At 47.3% G+C, this 16,843-nt stretch carries 18 protein-coding genes; all 18 read right to left on the reverse strand.

Annotation, left to right across the window (positions count from 1 at the left end):
• Positions 1 to 123: 123 nt before the first annotated feature.
• The gene (gene ileS / locus BM613_RS06815; RefSeq protein ID WP_109430429.1) at positions 124 to 2,889 is read right to left on the reverse strand and encodes an isoleucine--tRNA ligase; all 2,766 of its coding nucleotides are present in this window, start codon (positions 2,887 to 2,889) and stop codon (positions 124 to 126) included.
• Positions 2,890 to 3,274: 385 nt separating this feature from the next.
• The gene (locus BM613_RS06820) at positions 3,275 to 3,748 is read right to left on the reverse strand and encodes a DivIVA domain-containing protein (RefSeq protein WP_109430430.1); all 474 of its coding nucleotides are present in this window, start codon (positions 3,746 to 3,748) and stop codon (positions 3,275 to 3,277) included.
• A 102-nt stretch (positions 3,749 to 3,850) separates the two neighbouring features.
• Positions 3,851 to 4,624, reverse strand: coding sequence for a YlmH family RNA-binding protein (locus BM613_RS06825; RefSeq protein WP_181362937.1), 774 nt, complete (start codon positions 4,622 to 4,624; stop codon positions 3,851 to 3,853).
• A 32-nt stretch (positions 4,625 to 4,656) separates the two neighbouring features.
• Positions 4,657 to 4,944: a YggT family protein gene (locus BM613_RS06830; protein ID WP_245926292.1), complete on the reverse strand. Its 288-nt coding sequence runs from the start codon at positions 4,942 to 4,944 to the stop codon at positions 4,657 to 4,659.
• A gap of 4 nt (positions 4,945 to 4,948) precedes the next feature.
• Positions 4,949 to 5,371, reverse strand: coding sequence for a cell division protein SepF (locus BM613_RS06835; RefSeq protein ID WP_109430433.1), 423 nt, complete (start codon positions 5,369 to 5,371; stop codon positions 4,949 to 4,951).
• Positions 5,372 to 5,447: 76 nt separating this feature from the next.
• A complete protein-coding gene (locus tag BM613_RS06840) occupies positions 5,448 to 6,161 on the reverse strand; it encodes a YggS family pyridoxal phosphate-dependent enzyme (RefSeq protein WP_181362938.1) in 714 nt (237 codons plus the stop codon).
• Between the two features lie 2 nt (positions 6,162 to 6,163).
• Positions 6,164 to 6,955 (reverse strand): peptidoglycan editing factor PgeF, encoded by a 792-nt coding sequence (gene pgeF, locus BM613_RS06845; RefSeq protein ID WP_181362939.1) that lies wholly within the window; start codon positions 6,953 to 6,955, stop codon positions 6,164 to 6,166.
• Positions 6,956 to 7,081: 126 nt separating this feature from the next.
• Complete coding sequence (locus BM613_RS06850) at positions 7,082 to 7,375, reverse strand: YlmC/YmxH family sporulation protein (protein ID WP_109430436.1); 294 nt, start codon at positions 7,373 to 7,375, stop codon at positions 7,082 to 7,084.
• Positions 7,376 to 7,495: 120 nt separating this feature from the next.
• On the reverse strand, positions 7,496 to 8,272 hold the full coding sequence (gene sigG, locus BM613_RS06855; protein ID WP_109430437.1) for an RNA polymerase sporulation sigma factor SigG: 777 nt from the start codon (positions 8,270 to 8,272) through the stop codon (positions 7,496 to 7,498).
• A 68-nt stretch (positions 8,273 to 8,340) separates the two neighbouring features.
• Positions 8,341 to 9,039: an RNA polymerase sporulation sigma factor SigE gene (sigE, locus tag BM613_RS06860; protein ID WP_109430438.1), complete on the reverse strand. Its 699-nt coding sequence runs from the start codon at positions 9,037 to 9,039 to the stop codon at positions 8,341 to 8,343.
• The gene (locus tag BM613_RS06865; RefSeq protein ID WP_181362940.1) at positions 9,008 to 10,030 is read right to left on the reverse strand and encodes a sigma-E processing peptidase SpoIIGA; all 1,023 of its coding nucleotides are present in this window, start codon (positions 10,028 to 10,030) and stop codon (positions 9,008 to 9,010) included. The genes sigE and BM613_RS06865 overlap by 32 nt, the downstream gene beginning before the upstream one ends.
• Before the next feature lie 370 nt (positions 10,031 to 10,400).
• A complete protein-coding gene (ftsZ, locus tag BM613_RS06870; RefSeq protein ID WP_109430440.1) occupies positions 10,401 to 11,477 on the reverse strand; it encodes a cell division protein FtsZ in 1,077 nt (358 codons plus the stop codon).
• 67 nt (positions 11,478 to 11,544) lie between these two features.
• The gene (gene ftsA / locus BM613_RS06875; RefSeq protein ID WP_109430441.1) at positions 11,545 to 12,768 is read right to left on the reverse strand and encodes a cell division protein FtsA; all 1,224 of its coding nucleotides are present in this window, start codon (positions 12,766 to 12,768) and stop codon (positions 11,545 to 11,547) included.
• A gap of 60 nt (positions 12,769 to 12,828) precedes the next feature.
• The gene (locus tag BM613_RS06880; protein ID WP_109430442.1) at positions 12,829 to 13,203 is read right to left on the reverse strand and encodes a small basic family protein; all 375 of its coding nucleotides are present in this window, start codon (positions 13,201 to 13,203) and stop codon (positions 12,829 to 12,831) included.
• 4 nt (positions 13,204 to 13,207) lie between these two features.
• Positions 13,208 to 13,948 carry a DUF881 domain-containing protein gene (locus BM613_RS06885; RefSeq protein WP_109430443.1) on the reverse strand — a complete coding sequence of 247 codons (741 nt, stop codon included), beginning with the start codon at positions 13,946 to 13,948 and terminating at the stop codon, positions 13,208 to 13,210.
• The gene (locus BM613_RS06890) at positions 13,945 to 14,676 is read right to left on the reverse strand and encodes a DUF881 domain-containing protein (protein WP_245926298.1); all 732 of its coding nucleotides are present in this window, start codon (positions 14,674 to 14,676) and stop codon (positions 13,945 to 13,947) included. Before BM613_RS06890 ends, BM613_RS06885 begins: the two co-directional genes overlap by 4 nt.
• Positions 14,677 to 14,678: 2 nt before the next feature.
• Positions 14,679 to 15,449 (reverse strand): cell division protein FtsQ/DivIB, encoded by a 771-nt coding sequence (locus tag BM613_RS06895; RefSeq protein WP_181362941.1) that lies wholly within the window; start codon positions 15,447 to 15,449, stop codon positions 14,679 to 14,681.
• 100 nt (positions 15,450 to 15,549) lie between these two features.
• Entirely contained in the window at positions 15,550 to 16,839 is a 1,290-nt protein-coding gene (murA, locus tag BM613_RS06900) for a UDP-N-acetylglucosamine 1-carboxyvinyltransferase (RefSeq protein ID WP_109430446.1), read from the reverse strand.
• Between the last annotated feature and the right edge of the window lie 4 nt (positions 16,840 to 16,843).

Raw genomic sequence — 16,843 nt, forward strand, 5'->3', positions numbered from 1 at the left:
AACGGTAGGTTTGTCGCCAACCCCCGTTCGGGACTTACACCCTAAAGATTCCGCCCATGCCGGGCGTACAACGGCAAAAGGCACGAGGGAATCCCTTGTGCCTTTTGCTTTTCTATTCTTCTTTTAAAGAAGTCCTTTTTGCACAAGAATCTCAGCGCAACGCGGACATACATCAGGGACTTTGGGATTTGCTCCAACATCTTGACGAACGTGCCAACACCGCGGACACTTTTCTCCTTTTGCTTCAGTCACAAAAACTGTAACGTGTTCACCATACAAAGCTTCCTTAGGAGCAATTTCAGCAGGCCCATGAACATGAACTTCCGAAACAATAAGGAGTTCCTTCCACTCATCACTCGACCTTTGACGCATTTCATCAGAAAGCCCATAAAGATGAACAGCAGCGCCAAGCGATTGACCAATTCGCTTTTCTTGACGCGCGAGTTCTAATGCTTGTAAGACATGATCGCGCACGGCGAGAATCTGCCCCCACACTCTTGCAAGCGTATCGTCACGATACTCAATCGGCAATTCTGTCCATTCTATCAATTGGACGCTAGGTTCTGATACATCTGAACGATAGCGCCAAATCTCATCCGCAGTAAACGTTAAGATCGGGGCAACAAGCACAAGCAAAGTGTGCAGACATTCATAAAGTACTGTTTGGGCAGCACGTCGCGCCGCAGAGTCAGCAGCTTCGACATAGAGCGTGTCTTTTGCGACATCGAGATAAAAACTCGATAAGTCAGTCGCACAGAAATTCTGAACGGCATGAAATACAACGTGAAATTCATAGTCGCGATAAGCTGTAATGCATTTTTCCTGCAAGCGGACTAAGCGATCTAAAAGATAGCGATCAATCTCGCGCAATTGCTCATAAGGCAACTTTTGATCGGCTGTAAAATCATACAGATTCCCAAGCAAAAAACGGAATGTATTGCGAATTTTGCGATAGACTTCAGAAACTTGCTTTAAGATCGAATTCGAGATCCGAACGTCGGAGCGATAATCAACTGAAGAAACCCATAGGCGCAAAATATCAGCACCCATTTGTTCAATCACTTGCATTGGATCAATCCCATTACCAAGACTTTTGGACATTTTTCGCCCTTCGCCATCCACCGCAAATCCGTGCGATAGAACTTCTCGATATGGAGCAAGACCCGTTACGGCAACAGATGTAGAAAGTGAGGAGTTAAACCATCCGCGATACTGATCCGATCCTTCCACATAGAGATCTGCCGGCCACGCTAAGTCATGGCGCTTGCGCAGTACAGCCATGTGACTTGACCCCGAATCAAACCAAACGTCCATGATGTCTGTTTCCTTGCGAAAGTGCTTACTGCCACAAGTACATGCAGCACCTTCAGGAACAAGTTCTGCAGCCTCTTTCGCAAACCAAATCTGTGAACCATGTTCAGCAAATAACTCGGCGACATGTTCAATCGTCTGTTCATTAAATAGCGCCTCGCCACACTCCTTACAGTAAAAAACCGGGATAGGTACCCCCCATGTCCGCTGTCGCGAAATGCACCAATCTGTGCGATCGGCGATCATATTGTGCAAGCGAATTTTCCCCCAGGGAATTGCCCACGATACAGCTTCAACTTGCTCTAACATTTGCTCTCGAAACGCAGCAATCGACGCAAACCACTGTTCTGTCGCACGATAAATTACGGGGTTTTTACAGCGCCAACAATGTGGGTACTGATGATCCAAAGTTTTTTGTGCTAACAAAGCTCCTTGCTCTTCTAACGCAGCTAGAATGGCCGGATTGGCCTTTGCATAAAATTGTCCTGTAAATGGCTCTGCTTCATTTGTAAAACGTGCCTTGTCGTCAAGCGGAGCAAAAATAGGCAATTCATACTGCAACCCGACTAAATAATCTTCCATCCCATGACCAGGAGCGGTATGCACAGCACCAGTTCCACTATCAAGCGTGACATGGTCTCCAAGTACGACAAGTGAATCGCGGTCATAAAGCGGATGTTTCGCCACTGTGCGCTCAAGATCGCGACCCTTATAAGTAGCTAAAATTTCATAAGGTTCCTGAGAAAACCCAACTTCTTGTAAAACTTTCTCAACCAGTTCTGATGCGATTAAAAGTTTCCTTCCCATAACCGAGACAACTGAGTAGTCAAAATCAGGCCCTAAAGCAATCCCCATATTAGCCGGAATTGTCCAAGGGGTCGTCGTCCAAATGACAATTGAAACATCCTGATCGATCACTCCCCGCCCATCACGGATAGGAAATGCAACATAGATAGACGGAGACACATGTGTTTCATATTCAATCTCAGCTTCTGCAAGAGCTGTCTCACAGGATGGACACCAATACACAGGCTTAAATCCTTTATAAATATAGCCTTTTTGTGCCATTGCACCAAACACGCGAATTTGTTCCGCTTCATAGCTCGGATCCATTGTGACATAAGGATGAGCAAAGTCACCACGCACCCCAAAACGTTTAAACTGCGTCCTTTGAATGTCGATAAATTTTTGCGCATACTCCGCGCACGCCTTGCGAAATTCGACTACACCCACTTCGTGGCGATTTAATTTCTGTGATTTGATGATCGCATTTTCAATTGGCAATCCATGCGTGTCCCAACCTGGCACATACGGTGCATCATACCCATCCATCGACCGCGATTTGATGATGATGTCTTTGATGATTTTATTGAGCGCATGTCCAAGATGTGTTTCGCCATTTGCATACGGAGGACCATCGTGAAGAATAAATTTTTTCTTTCCAATTTTTGTGTTTTGTACAGCACGATAGAGGTCCATCTGATTCCAGTACTCAAGAATTTCTGGCTCACGTTTAGGTAAATTCCCACGCATCGGAAAATCCGTTTGCGGCAAATTGAGTGTTTGATCAAATTCCATAACAAATTCCTCCATGTATTCATTCCGGCACTGAAGTACGCGGTGATGTGTCTAAAAATGAAAAAAGCCTGCAGCCCGGGCAAGGGGCGCAGACAATCGTCGCGAGGTACCACCCTATTCGCGAAATGTGTTCACGACAGATAATCAAGTTCGTTCACACTTCACCTCATTGAAAACGCGCTAACGGGCGTTACCCGGTAAAGCTAGGGATAACCAAAAATGGCATCCGTTCACCTTTCTTCTCCGAGGTGATCTTCGCACGCGCTAAACCGACCTGCTCTCACCATGTACAGGCTCTCTTTGCGGTTTTTACACGCCTACTCTCCTCATCATCGAACAGCTATGGACGTTGTAAATTTACAATATGTCATACCGAAAAACAAGGTCATTCAGAGGGCTCATTGAGAAATTCATCCCATTCTGTTGCCTTTAACATCTCCATCTGTGCTGTCATCAGCGAATGGAAACGCGCTTTAAAAATCGCTGCTTGTTTCTTGACCTCATCAAGTTCCATCGCGGTTTTACGCGCCTTGTTTAACGCGTCTTGCACGATGCGATCTGCATTTTTTTCGGCCTCGCGAATGACTAATTGCGCCTCTTTACGCGCATTTTGCTTCAATTCCTCTGCGGTATCCTGAGCTAACATCAGTGATTTACTTAGGGAATCCTCCATCATCTTGAAATGATTCACTTGTTCTTCAAGCTGTGCACATCGTTCTTCTAATTCTTTGTGCTGGCGAATGAGACCTTCATAATCCTTAATAATTCGGTCAAGAAAATCATTCACCTCATCCTCATTGTAACCCCTGAGAGACCGCTTAAACTCTTTATTATGAATATCAAGAGGCGTTAAGGGCATCCGTGCTCAACCTCCTACTATAGAACTTCTCGAAACTGCACTTTATATGTAGCAAATCATTCGACAGAAATAGAAGATTTCCTTTTTTCTTTTCCATCGTCCCTATTCATAGCGTCCAATGCGCACAAATGTGCGGCCACTGCGTGAATTCCCTTCAATTGCAAGAACGCGCGCTCGACCAAATCCGCGAAGCGATACGAGATCATTGACTTGAATCTCTTGCGCAGGTTCAAGACATACTGCGTAATTCAACCGTACCTTCCCCGAACGAATCGGTTCAACTGCCTTACTGCGCGATAATCCAAATGCATGTGCAAGAAACGCATCTAAGCGTAGACTCTGTAACGTGACTTGTCGCTCGCTCATCACTGCTTGCACAAATTGCGCAACAGGAGGTTTTTCTTCGAGGCGCACATGAACAGGAAACCTGCCTACTTGCGTCAAATCACGCAACAAAATGGGAGCCATTTGTTTTATACAAAACGCAAACGCCGTCTTCCCTTCGGGTAAAAATGCGATGTCTCCTATAGCTTCTCGACGAATGCCAAGCCCAAGCAGAGCACCAAGAAAATCAGCATGTCGCAATTTTTCACCGCCGCGTGATACGTCGATTTGTATGGCGACAATCTCATACTCGTGCTTGCTCACCTCTTGCCCATAACTACAAAAGAAGGTGCGCGTACGCTCTGCACCATCATAACCACCATAATCAAAGCTACCCAGACTGTGCTTTGACGCGACGATTTTAGCAATCCAAGCCTCCCGAGGACTGAGAAAATCTGTAAGCGCCGAAATAGAGGAACGCTCAACACGATGTGCAAACTCCTCAAATCGCTTGACTAAAGGTTGCTCCGATGGTCGAAAATGCTGATACATCCCGTCGCTCATCTAGCCATCGACCTTTCTTCTTAGGAGAGTCCAAAAAGTTGTAAGATCGATTCAACGATCCAGAGCAACCCATTTTCGATGAAGTAAAATGCGAAAATCGCCACTATGACAGAGAGATCTAAATACACCGATCCGAGTCGAACTGCCGGAATAAAGCGACGAAAAGGCGCAAGATACGGCTCTGTCACCCGAATGATAAAACGCCCAATCGCCGTGTCATTAACATCCGGGAACCAACTAATCAAGATGCGCGCAAGGATAAAATACCAATATAAGTTGAGCAGCCAAGAAATCGTTGATCCGATCAACACGTCACCTCAAGTGCGCTCTGCCTTCACCTGCTAAATATTCACTAATCGTACCTTGAATATCTACGTTTTCAGGTGCGCAGAGAAAAATGTTATGCCCTAATTTTTGCATGCTCCCGCCTATTGCATAGACGCACCCACTGAGAAAATCGACCACGCGTAATGCCTGATCAAACGGTGCGCGATGCAAATTGACAATCACTGAACGATGACCCTTCAGATGATCGGCGATTAACTGCGCATCATCATAAGTTGCTGGCTCTGATAAAATGACGCGCACTTGCTTTTGTGTATGCAGGTTAACCACTGTTCCACGCCGACCCGCACTCGACGACTCTTGTTCAGGCTCATACGCTGGCTCGTCCACCAACTCTTCTTCTTCCTCTTCGTCGCCGAGTCCCAAAAAGTGCATCACGCGGTGCAGCATCTCTTCACTTCCCCTCGTCATAAAACTTCTCACTATATCTAAGATACACCATCTCACAACATTGTTCGAGCCTTTTTTACAGGTCTTGATCAAAATTGACAAGATATCTGCCGATCCGCACGATTGTCGCGCCTTCTTCTACAGCGATATCAAAATCATTTGACATCCCCATCGATAGTTCAGGAAGTAAAATTCCAACTTGCTGTTGAACTTCATCACGCAGCGCTTTTAACTGTCGAAACTCTGCGCGCGCCTCTGCCACACCCGCATTCTGTTTTCCAATCGCCATGAGTCCCACAACTTGTACATGTGACAATTTGGCACAGTGTTCGAGTAAAGGTTTCAACTGTTCAGGATCGACACCAGATTTTTGCTCTTCCTGCGAAACATTGACTTGTAACAGAATGTTTCGCAGCAAACCGCGCTCACTTGCAATACGGTTGATGTCATCTGCCAATTCATTGCGATCGACGCTGTGGATCCAAGAAAAATAGGGAACCACCATGCGCACTTTATTGCGCTGTAATGGACCGATAAAGTGCCATGTAGCGGACGGAACACTTTCCACTTTGGGTTTTGCAACTTGCCATCTATTTTCTCCAAAATCCACAAGCCCAGCTCTTATCAGTAATTGTACCACATCTTGTTCAACGTATTTTGTCACAGCAACAATCCGGATATTGTCATCTTCTCTATGCGCAATTTTGCGCGCATTTGCAATACGGGTACGGATCTGCGCGAGACGTTCGTTTAACCGATCAACTCGTTCCTGCTCATCGTTCAAGCTCACGCTCACACCCCCCGCAGCCGTATTAATCCTGCTTGACGCCCCGTTGTTCCGTGATCGCGGCGATGCGAAAAAAAGCCTGGCATGCAGCTTGTACAAATCGATACATCCAAAATATGCTCTTCTTTCACGCCAAGAGTGCGCAACTCATCGTGACATATACGCGGAAGATCCATCATGACGGCGCCAATATGATTTGACGATCTACGCCACACAGGCATGGGTTTTCCCATCTGTTCATAGGCCGTTCGCGCTGACCGCACAACAGGCGCATCAACTTCGTAACAACACCCGCGAATCGCAGGTCCAATCGCCACACGTATGCGCTCAGGCTTCGCGAAAAGACCTAGCATCTGTCTGACCACTTCAGAAACGATGCCAGAAGTCGCTCCTCGCCACCCTGCATGAGCTACGCCGATTACCCCCGCATAAGCGTCCGCAAAGAGCAGCGGAACACAATCTGCAGCAAGTACGCCAAGAGCAATGCGCCGATCGGTTGTAACAAGGCCATCCACAGCTGCAATCGCATCGTATAATGCACGGCGCGGTGTATCTTTTGTGACTACCGCTACGGCATTGCCATGAACTTGTTCGCCAAAAAGCACGTCAGACTTCTGAACATCTAGCATTGCAGCCACACGCTCGCGGTTGATTTGCACATCTTCTTCTCGATCGCTTACATGGAACCCGAGATTTAGTGACTCATAGTTACCTTCACTGACCCCGCCCTCGCGATTTGTAAAGCCCGCCGATACAGGGGCGCCAAACCACTGATCCAACCGAATCAAATGCGTCATCTCGCTCCCTCCCATTATATTTCATTTCATCGTATCATAAAATATCACGCGCAGGGGGGAATGTATCGGCCACAGACTAGAAACGTGTACTTCTTGGTTTGCAAAATAAAAATGACCGCATCGCGGTCAATAGCCGCTCGAACGAGCACTAGAACGGCTTCCTTGCAGTTCTTGTGATTCTAATAACCCTTGACGCAAATCTACTAATACGACGTCAGAACCAATTTTTACAATCTGCGTCCAAGGAATCACGACTTCTTCTCCCCCGCCCATTAAACCGAAAAAGCGACCACTTTGGGGAATGATCATGGAACGAATGAGTCCGGTCTCAAGATCGATATCAAGGTCGCCAATCGCCCCTAATTTGCGACCATCCACGATGTTCACAACGTCTTTTGCTTGCAATTCAGAAGCTCTCATCGCCCACTCGCCTCATTTTTGGCGTCAGCCTTCTGGCTGCTCTCTTATAAGGTATGTTCGAGGCGAGAAACTTTTACACAATCCTTGTATTTTCTGTCCCACACAATCAGTCAAAATCTCTTACTTAATGTATTTTTGCATGTGGCCAATCGCCGCTTTTTCTAGACGCGAGACTTGCGCCTGAGAAATTCCAATTTCATCAGCAACTTCCATCTGCGTCTTCCCTTCAAAAAATCGCATGGCTAAAATTCGCTTTTCACGTTCCGACAAACGTCGCATTGCTTCTTTGATAGCAATTGACTCAACCCAGGACGTATCAAGGTTTGCATCATCGCGAATCTGATCCATCACGTAAATTGGATCTCCACCGTCGTGATAAATCGGTTCAAATAGAGATACAGGATCCTGTATGGCATCTAAGGCAAAAATCACTTCTTCCTTGGCTACCTCCATCGCCTGCGAAATTTCAGTAATCGTTGGTTCGCGCAGATTTTTATTCGTCAAACTGTCGCGAATTTGCAAGGCCTTATATGCGATATCACGCAGCGACCGACTCACCCGAATCGGATTGTTGTCACGCAAATAGCGTCTAATCTCACCGATGATCATCGGCACTGCATAGGTCGAAAACTTTACGTTTTGACCCAAATCAAAATTGTCAATCGCTTTCATGAGTCCAATACACCCAACCTGAAAAAGGTCATCCACAAATTCACCGCGGTTATTAAATCTCTGAATTACGGAAAGGACCAGCCGCAAATTTCCATTGACTAGTTTTTCCCGAGCAGCAAGCTGTCCACTTTGCAGTTGCGTGAACAACTGTCTCATTTCTGCATTGGTCAGGACTGGAAGTTGCGAGGTGTTCACGCCGCAAATTTCTACCTTGTTGCGCTTCAAGTTCTTCCCCCCAAGCGAGCCATACCGATTCGTGTACCAGTATGTCCTCGCAAGGGAGAATTATGCAGCTATATCATCTTGTTAAACTCTTTACGCAGCCGCTTGATAATGCGTTTTTCGAGTCTTGAAATATAAGATTGGGAGATTCCTAGGAGATCTGCCACATCTTTTTGTGTCATCTCTTTTTGCCCTGCTAGTCCAAAACGCAATTCCATAATACGGCGTTCGCGATCCGATAGTTTTTCCAGTGCACCATAAAGCAAAGTACGATCTACTTCATCTTCGATGTCGCGATAGATCGTATCTCCTTCTGTGCCAAGTACATCGGATAGTAACAACTCGTTCCCGTCCCAGTCGACATTAAGCGGTTCATCAAATGAAACTTCCACTCGAACCTTATTGTTTCTGCGTAAAAACATCAGAATTTCATTCTCTATGCAGCGTGATGCGTACGTAGCAAGTTTAATTTTCTTCTCCGTATCAAACGTATTAATCGCTTTAATGAGTCCAATTGTCCCGATAGAAACCAAATCTTCAATATTTACTCCTGTGTTTTCAAATTTCCGAGCAATATAAACCACTAAGCGCAAATTGCGTTCAATTAATAATGACCGTACCGCCTCATCGCCGCTCGGCAACCGCTCAAGCAAGAACTCCTCTTCTTCCCTAGTAAGGGGCGGCGGCAGTGCTTCAGAACCTCCTACATAGTAGATGCGCTCTGGACCTGCCCCAAGTTTAAGCAGAATGCGAAGAATGAGAAGCCTCATCTGAAGACGTACGCGAACGGGTGTGAACACCACTCTCTCTCCCTTCAACCAGTAAACCCGCTATGCTGCCAGGCAAAATACAAGCAAATTGGTCTAACAGCGCAAAATCATGTACTTGCAATGCGATTAACATAGGAGCAAGTGATCTCTCTGTACCTTCTAAAACAGCAAACACTTCATCGGGTCTAAACGCCAATAAATACCCTGTATTTCCGGCTACTGCACGATATGGAATCACGCTGATACGCGCAGCAAAGTCACCAAGTTCTGCAGTGCTTTGATATACAAACGCTAAAGGGTCTTTGCCCTCAGTCACCGCTTGACGCAAAGGTCGCGGCAACAAGTCAACAAGTGCGTTCACGCGAGCGATTGCGACAGGAGTTTTCGTGAGCGGGTCCGTCAGCGTATTTCCTGTGTCTAACAACCCATCAAACTGCGCAATTTGCCCAAATAACCTCACTTGAATCGCAACGACTTGCCCACTCATGCGTTTCATTCGCACCGCATAACCCCACAGAAAACGAACAAGTAACAATGCCAGAGGAACTGCCAAAACGAGAAACACTGTACTGATGCTAGTCCACCAAGCTACTTGCCCACGAACGAGGGCAAGACCATCGAACGTTGCTGTTCCTTTTGAAAACATGTTGTGCAGTGCGAAAATAGCGCCTGCCACAGCAAATGTCACCGCATAAAAGGCAGCAACAACTTGCATCAGTTTCACGATTGCCTGGTATTTTTTACGCCGCCATGTGGCAAGCCCAAAAGCGGTATCTACCATCCAGACAGAGACTAACCATTTAACGACGACCATGCGCAAGACAGATGTGCCTGGAAAGAGCGTTGCAACCGCATAAACTGATCCAACAAATGCAGCAAAAAGAACCCGGCCCAGTTTCATTTGCCGGTGGAGCAATGAACCTGTAATAAGCAATAAAGAACCATCGATAAACAGGTTGATGAAAAAGGCCAGATCCACATAAATGACCACATACACGCCCCCTGTGGCGAGTTGACCACAGTATAGTACATGTATATTGCGAAGTTTGTCAGAACTTGCGAACTTCTTATAGAAAAGAATCGACACCTGGAAGGAGAGTTTTTGCGAGGTCGTCCGTACCTTGTACGCGAAAGATGAAGCACTGTATCTAGTGGGGGTGGTTCTACATGAAAGTATACAAACTTACACTTCAATCAGTCATTGCATTGCTGCGCCTCATGCAAAGGCTGCTCACTGTTCTCTTAAAGGCCAAAGACAACCAAAACGTGTAAGCCGTCCCCATACGCAAAGCAGGCTGTGAATCATGTGTTCTCAGCCTGCTTTGTCATACTGCGTTCAAGGAGTAGGAAGTCTGCAGAGTTTAAGGACGGTGATTTTGGCGATTACGCAAAAATGCGGGGATTTCTAAGTCTCCTGACTGTGCACTGCTAGCACCAGCATGTGGTTCTTGACGCCGCGACAACGGTTTAGGAGTGGTGCCCCCATGATTTTCAAAGCCTGTAGCGATCACAGTGACCACAAGTTCATCTTTTAGTTCAGGTTTAATCACTGCCCCAAAAATGAGGTTGACCTCGGGATCAGCAGCTTCCGCCACAATATCAGCAGCTTCCGTCACTTCAAAGAGCGTCAAGTTTTCTCCACCTGCCACCTGAATCAGCACACCGCGCGCACCATCGATGGAAGTTTCAAGAAGCGGGCTGCGAATTGCCTTTTGGGCTGCTTCTGCTGCACGCTTTTCGCCACTTGCAACGCCAATTCCCATCAAAGCAGAGCCGCGCTCCGTCATGACAGCTTTGACATCAGCAAAGTCAACATTAATTAGACCCGTTTCTGAAATAAGATCAGAAATGCCTGATACCCCTTGACGCAACACATTATCAGCTTCGCGAAAAGCATCGAGCATCGGCGTATTCTTCTCCACGATCTCAAGTAAGCGATCGTTTGGAATGACGATCAGCGTATCGACTTTTTCTTTGAGCGCTGCGATCCCATTCTCAGCTTGATTTAAGCGACGACGCCCTTCAAAAGTAAATGGCTTAGTCACAACACCAACTGTTAAAGCCCCGAGTTCCTTCGCGATTTCCGCGATCACCGGAGCTGCACCCGTTCCCGTACCCCCGCCCATACCTGCGGTCACAAAGACCATATCGGCGCCGCGCAGTGCATTCATAACCACTTCGCGCGTCTCTTCCGCCGCACGCTTGCCAATATCAGGATTTGCACCTGCGCCTAGACCACGCGTTAACTTTTCGCCAATCTGGATTCGCTCAGGCGCTTTTGACAGATGCAACGCTTGGGCATCCGTATTTACAGTAATAAAATCGACATTGCGCACACCTGCTTCGATCATGCGATTCACAGCGTTACACCCTCCGCCGCCAACCCCAATCACTTTAATGTGTGCCAATGTTTCACTCTCAAAATCAAACTGTAACATCCCACGTCCTCCTTGACGCACTATATGAAACGCATGCTAATTAGCGATTAGCAAGTCATATTCCTAGCTAAATAAAATCCTGAAACCAGCCCTTTATTTTCTGTAATGCGCCGCCTGAACGCTGTCTTTTCACAGATGAAGCTGCAGCTGCAACTTGACGATGGTAATATCTCGACACGTATTTGATCATTCCGACGCAACCTACATAAGAAGGATCGCGCACACCCACATAATCAGGGATAGCAATGCGCACTGGCGCCTCAAGTTCCAATTCTGCCAGCTTGTCAGCACCTTTTAATAACATCGAACCCCCAGATAATACATAACCACTCGGTAATCCATTTGGATATCCCATGCGTTCGACTTCATCTCGTACAAGTGAAAAAATCTCTTGCATGCGCGGCTCGATAATATAGGCAAGATCCACTGCTGAGAATTCCTTTTCTACACTGTTACCTATTCGCGGTACCTTGAATTTTTCCTCTTCACGCGCAGCAGAAATCTGTGCCACCCCATACCGACGTTTAATCACTTCGGCAGCATCAGTCCCTGTTTGCAAACCCACTGTAATGTCGTTTGTCACACTGTCGCCACCGACTGGAACGACAGCAAAACGCTCTAACGTTCCGCGTTCAAACACTGAAATCGTCGTCGCTCCAGCACCCACATCGACCAAAACGACGCCTAGCTTCTTTTCGTCCGCAGATAAAACCATGCCCGCTGCAGCCAGCGGCATCAGCACTGTACCTGCAACCTCTATGTCCGCTCGCTCTACACAGCGCAATAAATTGTGCAAAACTGTGCGCGACCCAGTAACTACGTAAGTATCTACTTCTAAACGCACGCCAATCATGCCACGCGGATCAGTCACTTCAGACAGTCCGTCTACCGTGAATTCACGCGGTACAACGTCGACAATCTCCCGTTCTGCTGGAAGATTGATCACGCGCGCCGCAGCTATGACGCGTTCCACATCCTCATCGCCAATTTCTCGATCAATAGCTGAAACAGCCACAATGCCATGACTTGGTTGCAGGGAAATATGGTTGCCTGACACCCCAACATACGCAGAGCCAATCGAAATCCCCACCATGCGCTCCGCATGATCCACTGCTTCGCGAATCGCCGTGACCGTCTTGTCAATGTCGACGATCGCGCCTTTTTTAATTCCGTCACTTTTTGCTGTACCTACGCCGATGATATTGACGTTCAAGCCATCAAGCTCGCCAATGATTGCCCGTACGGTCGAGGTTCCAATATCCAAGCCAACAACGATATCTCCCTTGGTCAAGGAGTGGCACTCCCTTCTCCAAATCAACTAACACACTATCTACACGTATACCAGTCTATATTAACATGAATTTGAAGAATCATGGAACGGAATTTTTTTACGAAATAGCAGAAGATGCCGAATCGAGGCCAGATTATTAAAAATGCGTACGCCAAATGCAACGACTGCGGCAAGTGTCAAGTCGATGCCAAGCCACGAACCAATAAAAGCAAGTAATGCAGCTAACAAGGTGTTTGAGAAAAAACCTGTAAGAAAAACACGCTCGTCAAACTTGTGCTCTAACATCGCGCGAATGCCGCCAAACACAGTGTCTAAAGCCGCCAAAATCGCGACAGAAAGATAGGCAGAATATTGAACAGGCAAATGAACATTAACAGCAAGACCGATTCCAAGGCCAATGAACAACCCGAATGCAGGCACCACAAAAATCCACATCGTCCTAAATTCCCCCTTCTTTAGCGTATGAAGTTGGCAGTGCACCGTCATATGGCGGCAATTGGACTCCTTTGGCACTTGGAAACTGGTGGATCACAAACGACTGATCCAAAATAGTAAACTGCTGGCCTAACCCTTCCGCAGTTAGCATATTCACGAGACTACTTACTGGGCCTACTACTGAAATGACATAGGGAGCTTGCACGGGTAAGCCATTGATTTCAACAATGCCAGAAAATGGGCCAGGCGCATCGTTGAAACTCAGAATACTGCGAATGGCTGTGGTAGTTACAAGACGTTGCCCATTGATGGCAATCCCTTTTGCACCTGCCGCATCTAAATAATTGACAACCATTTGCAATTGCGTCGCTTCATCGACATACCGCAAACCAGGAATCACAGGCAAAGCCGGATCATAATTAATCGTTACTGTGATGCCAGGACCAGTGAGAGCAGTGAGTCCGGCAATTTCACTTTGTTGTCGCAATTCCGTGATCAGTGCAGTTTTTCCTGTCGCATTATGCGAAGAGGCTTCAATCAGAGCTTGTTTTTGTTTTGAAAAACTGGCGATTTGATCTTCTAATTGAGTCGACGTAGCAAGTGCTTCATCGAGTGCTTGCGTAGCCGCTAAATACGAGCTGTAGTCAGCCTGTGATGACGTACGATGAACATGCAAGTCTAGGCCAAAAAGAACTCCAAGCGTCACACTTACTCCAAGCAGCGCAATAAATGAAGATCGTCTCACGGCGTCTCCCCCCCTGAAAGAGGTGTAAGCGGCGCTTCGTACGCAGGAATTTTTATAACGCGCTCTTCAATCGGAGCAGAAATCGTGAGCCCGCGATTTTGACTGCGCAATAGATCAAGTGGACCGCCGGGCAAATTGAGCGCGGCACGCAAAACTCCACTCGGCCCAATAGCGCGAATCACAAACGGCGGACCGAGATGCATTGCGCCGACACGTACAACTGGCCCAACGCAAAAGATTCCAGTTGTCGCTGTCACACGTGCCTGATTAATTGCCACTGCATCTGCTCCTGCCGCAAAAAGCTCATTCACCACAGAGCGAAGATCCCAGTCGTGAGTGATAAACTGCGCCATTGCAACCTTGTCCATTTTCCCGTCTGAAATTGTCACTTGCACACCCGGACCAACTACCGGCACCGTTCCGGCAAGAATCCGTGCAGCGCGGAGTTGACGCTCGATATCCGCCATTTGTCCGCCTTGTGCAATCGCTTGATTTTGCAGTTGCAAGATTTGTTGATTCATGTGATGCGCTTTCTGATAGAGCTCCTGATTGTACGCGCGCACCGCAGCGACACGTGCATAGACACTAGCCACGTCAGGAAGCCCCGACCACAACGCCGCACCCCCAAGCACCACGTCGTGATATTGAATTGACATCATAGCTCCAAAAACGGTACAAACTACCGTCCAAGCAATGAGTTTTCGTTTTGCCGCGCGTGTATCGCTCATCTTCACGAGTGCTTGCCACCCGCCTTCGGATATGGTTCATAAACGCCTTGCCCACTTGAAATAAAGTCAATGATGCCAGGCGCAACCCCCATCGCGATCAACTTATTGTGAATGACACGATAGAGTCCTAAATACCGCTGTAACTGGGTCATCGGCAATAATAATTCAAAACCATCTCGTGAGAACGCTTGGATTTGCTCTCGTCCATCCACTGTTTGCACGTGTAGTTCGGATAATTCTGCGCGTTCACTCTGCGGAATTTCCGGCAACTCCTTGCATAACGCGAGTAACCCGGGATCTGTTACTTTACTGCCAAGACTAATCGCAAGGGGAGCTGTCGTAGAGAGAATCGGCCCCTCAATCCCAATGCCCGTCGGATCTTTCTGTAGAATCGTCCCATCCGCTAAAATCGTATAAAAGCTGCCATTGGCTTCAAGCAGTCCAGCAATTTCGCGCTCGCGAACATCAATCATGACTTTTTGCTGAAAAAAATCGCGACGAATACTCACGTCTGCCAGCATCGGGAAATCTGCTAGCAACCGTTCTTCTGCACTTAAAATGGGCAATTGAAATAGATTTTCTCCAACGGCGATCCCAGAATCGCGAATCAACACACTAGAATCTAAATTCGCATCACCAACAATCGTGATTGCCTTTACTTTTGCCAGCGGAGACTCCATATAAATAGCGAATAAAACAGCAAGAAAAAAGACCATAATAAGTAGAGTATAGGCGGTTTTCCGCACATGCGATCGACGATTTCCATCTGACACGCTACGGTGATACTCCTTTCGCACATGTCCCTGCCGCTTGCAATTAGGAAAGGCACAAGCCGCAATCGGTCCTGTGCCCCTTTTCCTCCAGAGATCAAGATTACCCATCCGCTAACGCGATTGAATCTTTGCCAGTTTCCCGCACACGTCGAATCTTTGCGCCAAGCTCGCGCAACTGAACCTCGAATCCTTCATAACCGCGATCAATATGGTGAATGCGTTCGAGTACAGTCGTACCTTCCGCCGCTAACCCAGCAAGCGCTAAAGCAGCACCAGCTCGCAAGTCTGTGGCCTCTACGACAGCGCCAGTCAATTCCTTGACGCCACGCACAAACGCTGTACGAAAATCAACTTTTATCGAAGCACCCATTCGCTGTAATTCACTGACATGTTGGAAGCGATCTTCAAAAATCGTTTCAGAGATTACACTGACTCCTTCTGCTATCGTCATCAACGACATAAAAGGAGCTTGCAAATCGGTAGGAAACCCGGGATAAGGGGAGGTTTGAACGCGTTCAACTGCAGCAAGCGGTCCACTCCGTTTGATTTCTAGTATATCATGTAAGGGCGTGACCTGCACTCCTGCTTCACGCAATTTCATTGTTACAGCAGCTAAATCAAACGGCCGCACATTACGCAATTGCACATGGCCCTCGGTAATTGCTGCTGCAATCATTAAAGTACCTGCCACAATTCGATCCGGCGAAACGCGATAGCTAGTACCCTGCAGTTCAGACACTCCTTCTATCACGATCGTATCGTCGCCAGCCCCCTCAATTTTCGCCCCCAACTGCGTTAAAAAAGCTGCAAGATCGCGAATTTCTGGTTCTCGAGCAGCATTCCCAATTACCGTTTCTCCATGTGCAAGAGCCGCCGCCATCATCAAATTCTCTGTTGCTCCAACACTTGGTAGATCAAGAAATATTGTCGCACCCTGCAATCTTGTCGCATTACATTCAATAAATCCGTGTTTATCAATGATCTTGGCACCTAAACGCTCCAATCCCTTTAAGTGTAAATCAATTGGGCGAGTGCCAATCGAGCAACCCCCCGGTTTGGAAATTCGTACGGTTCCAAATCGTGCCAATAGCGGCCCCATTAAGAAAATCGAAGACCGCATGAGGCGCATAAGATACTCAGGCACATCGGTCGTATGGATTGAACTCGGGTCGACTGTGACAGTCGATCCAACTCGCGTCACACGCGCGCCAAGCGACCGCAAAATATCCAGCATCACGCTGATGTCGTCTAAATTTGGCACATCGTGAATTTCCGTTTCTCCCTTGGCCATAACGACCGCCGCCAAGATCGGCAACGCAGCATTTTTTGAACCGTGCACTCGAATTGAGCCAGTGAGGCGTTTACCGCCTTCAATGACCAAACGTTCCACGCTT

This window comes from Sulfoacidibacillus thermotolerans, assembly GCF_003144315.1.
In the GTDB taxonomy this organism is placed as follows: Bacteria; Bacillota; Bacilli; order Alicyclobacillales; family SLC66; genus Sulfoacidibacillus; species Sulfoacidibacillus thermotolerans.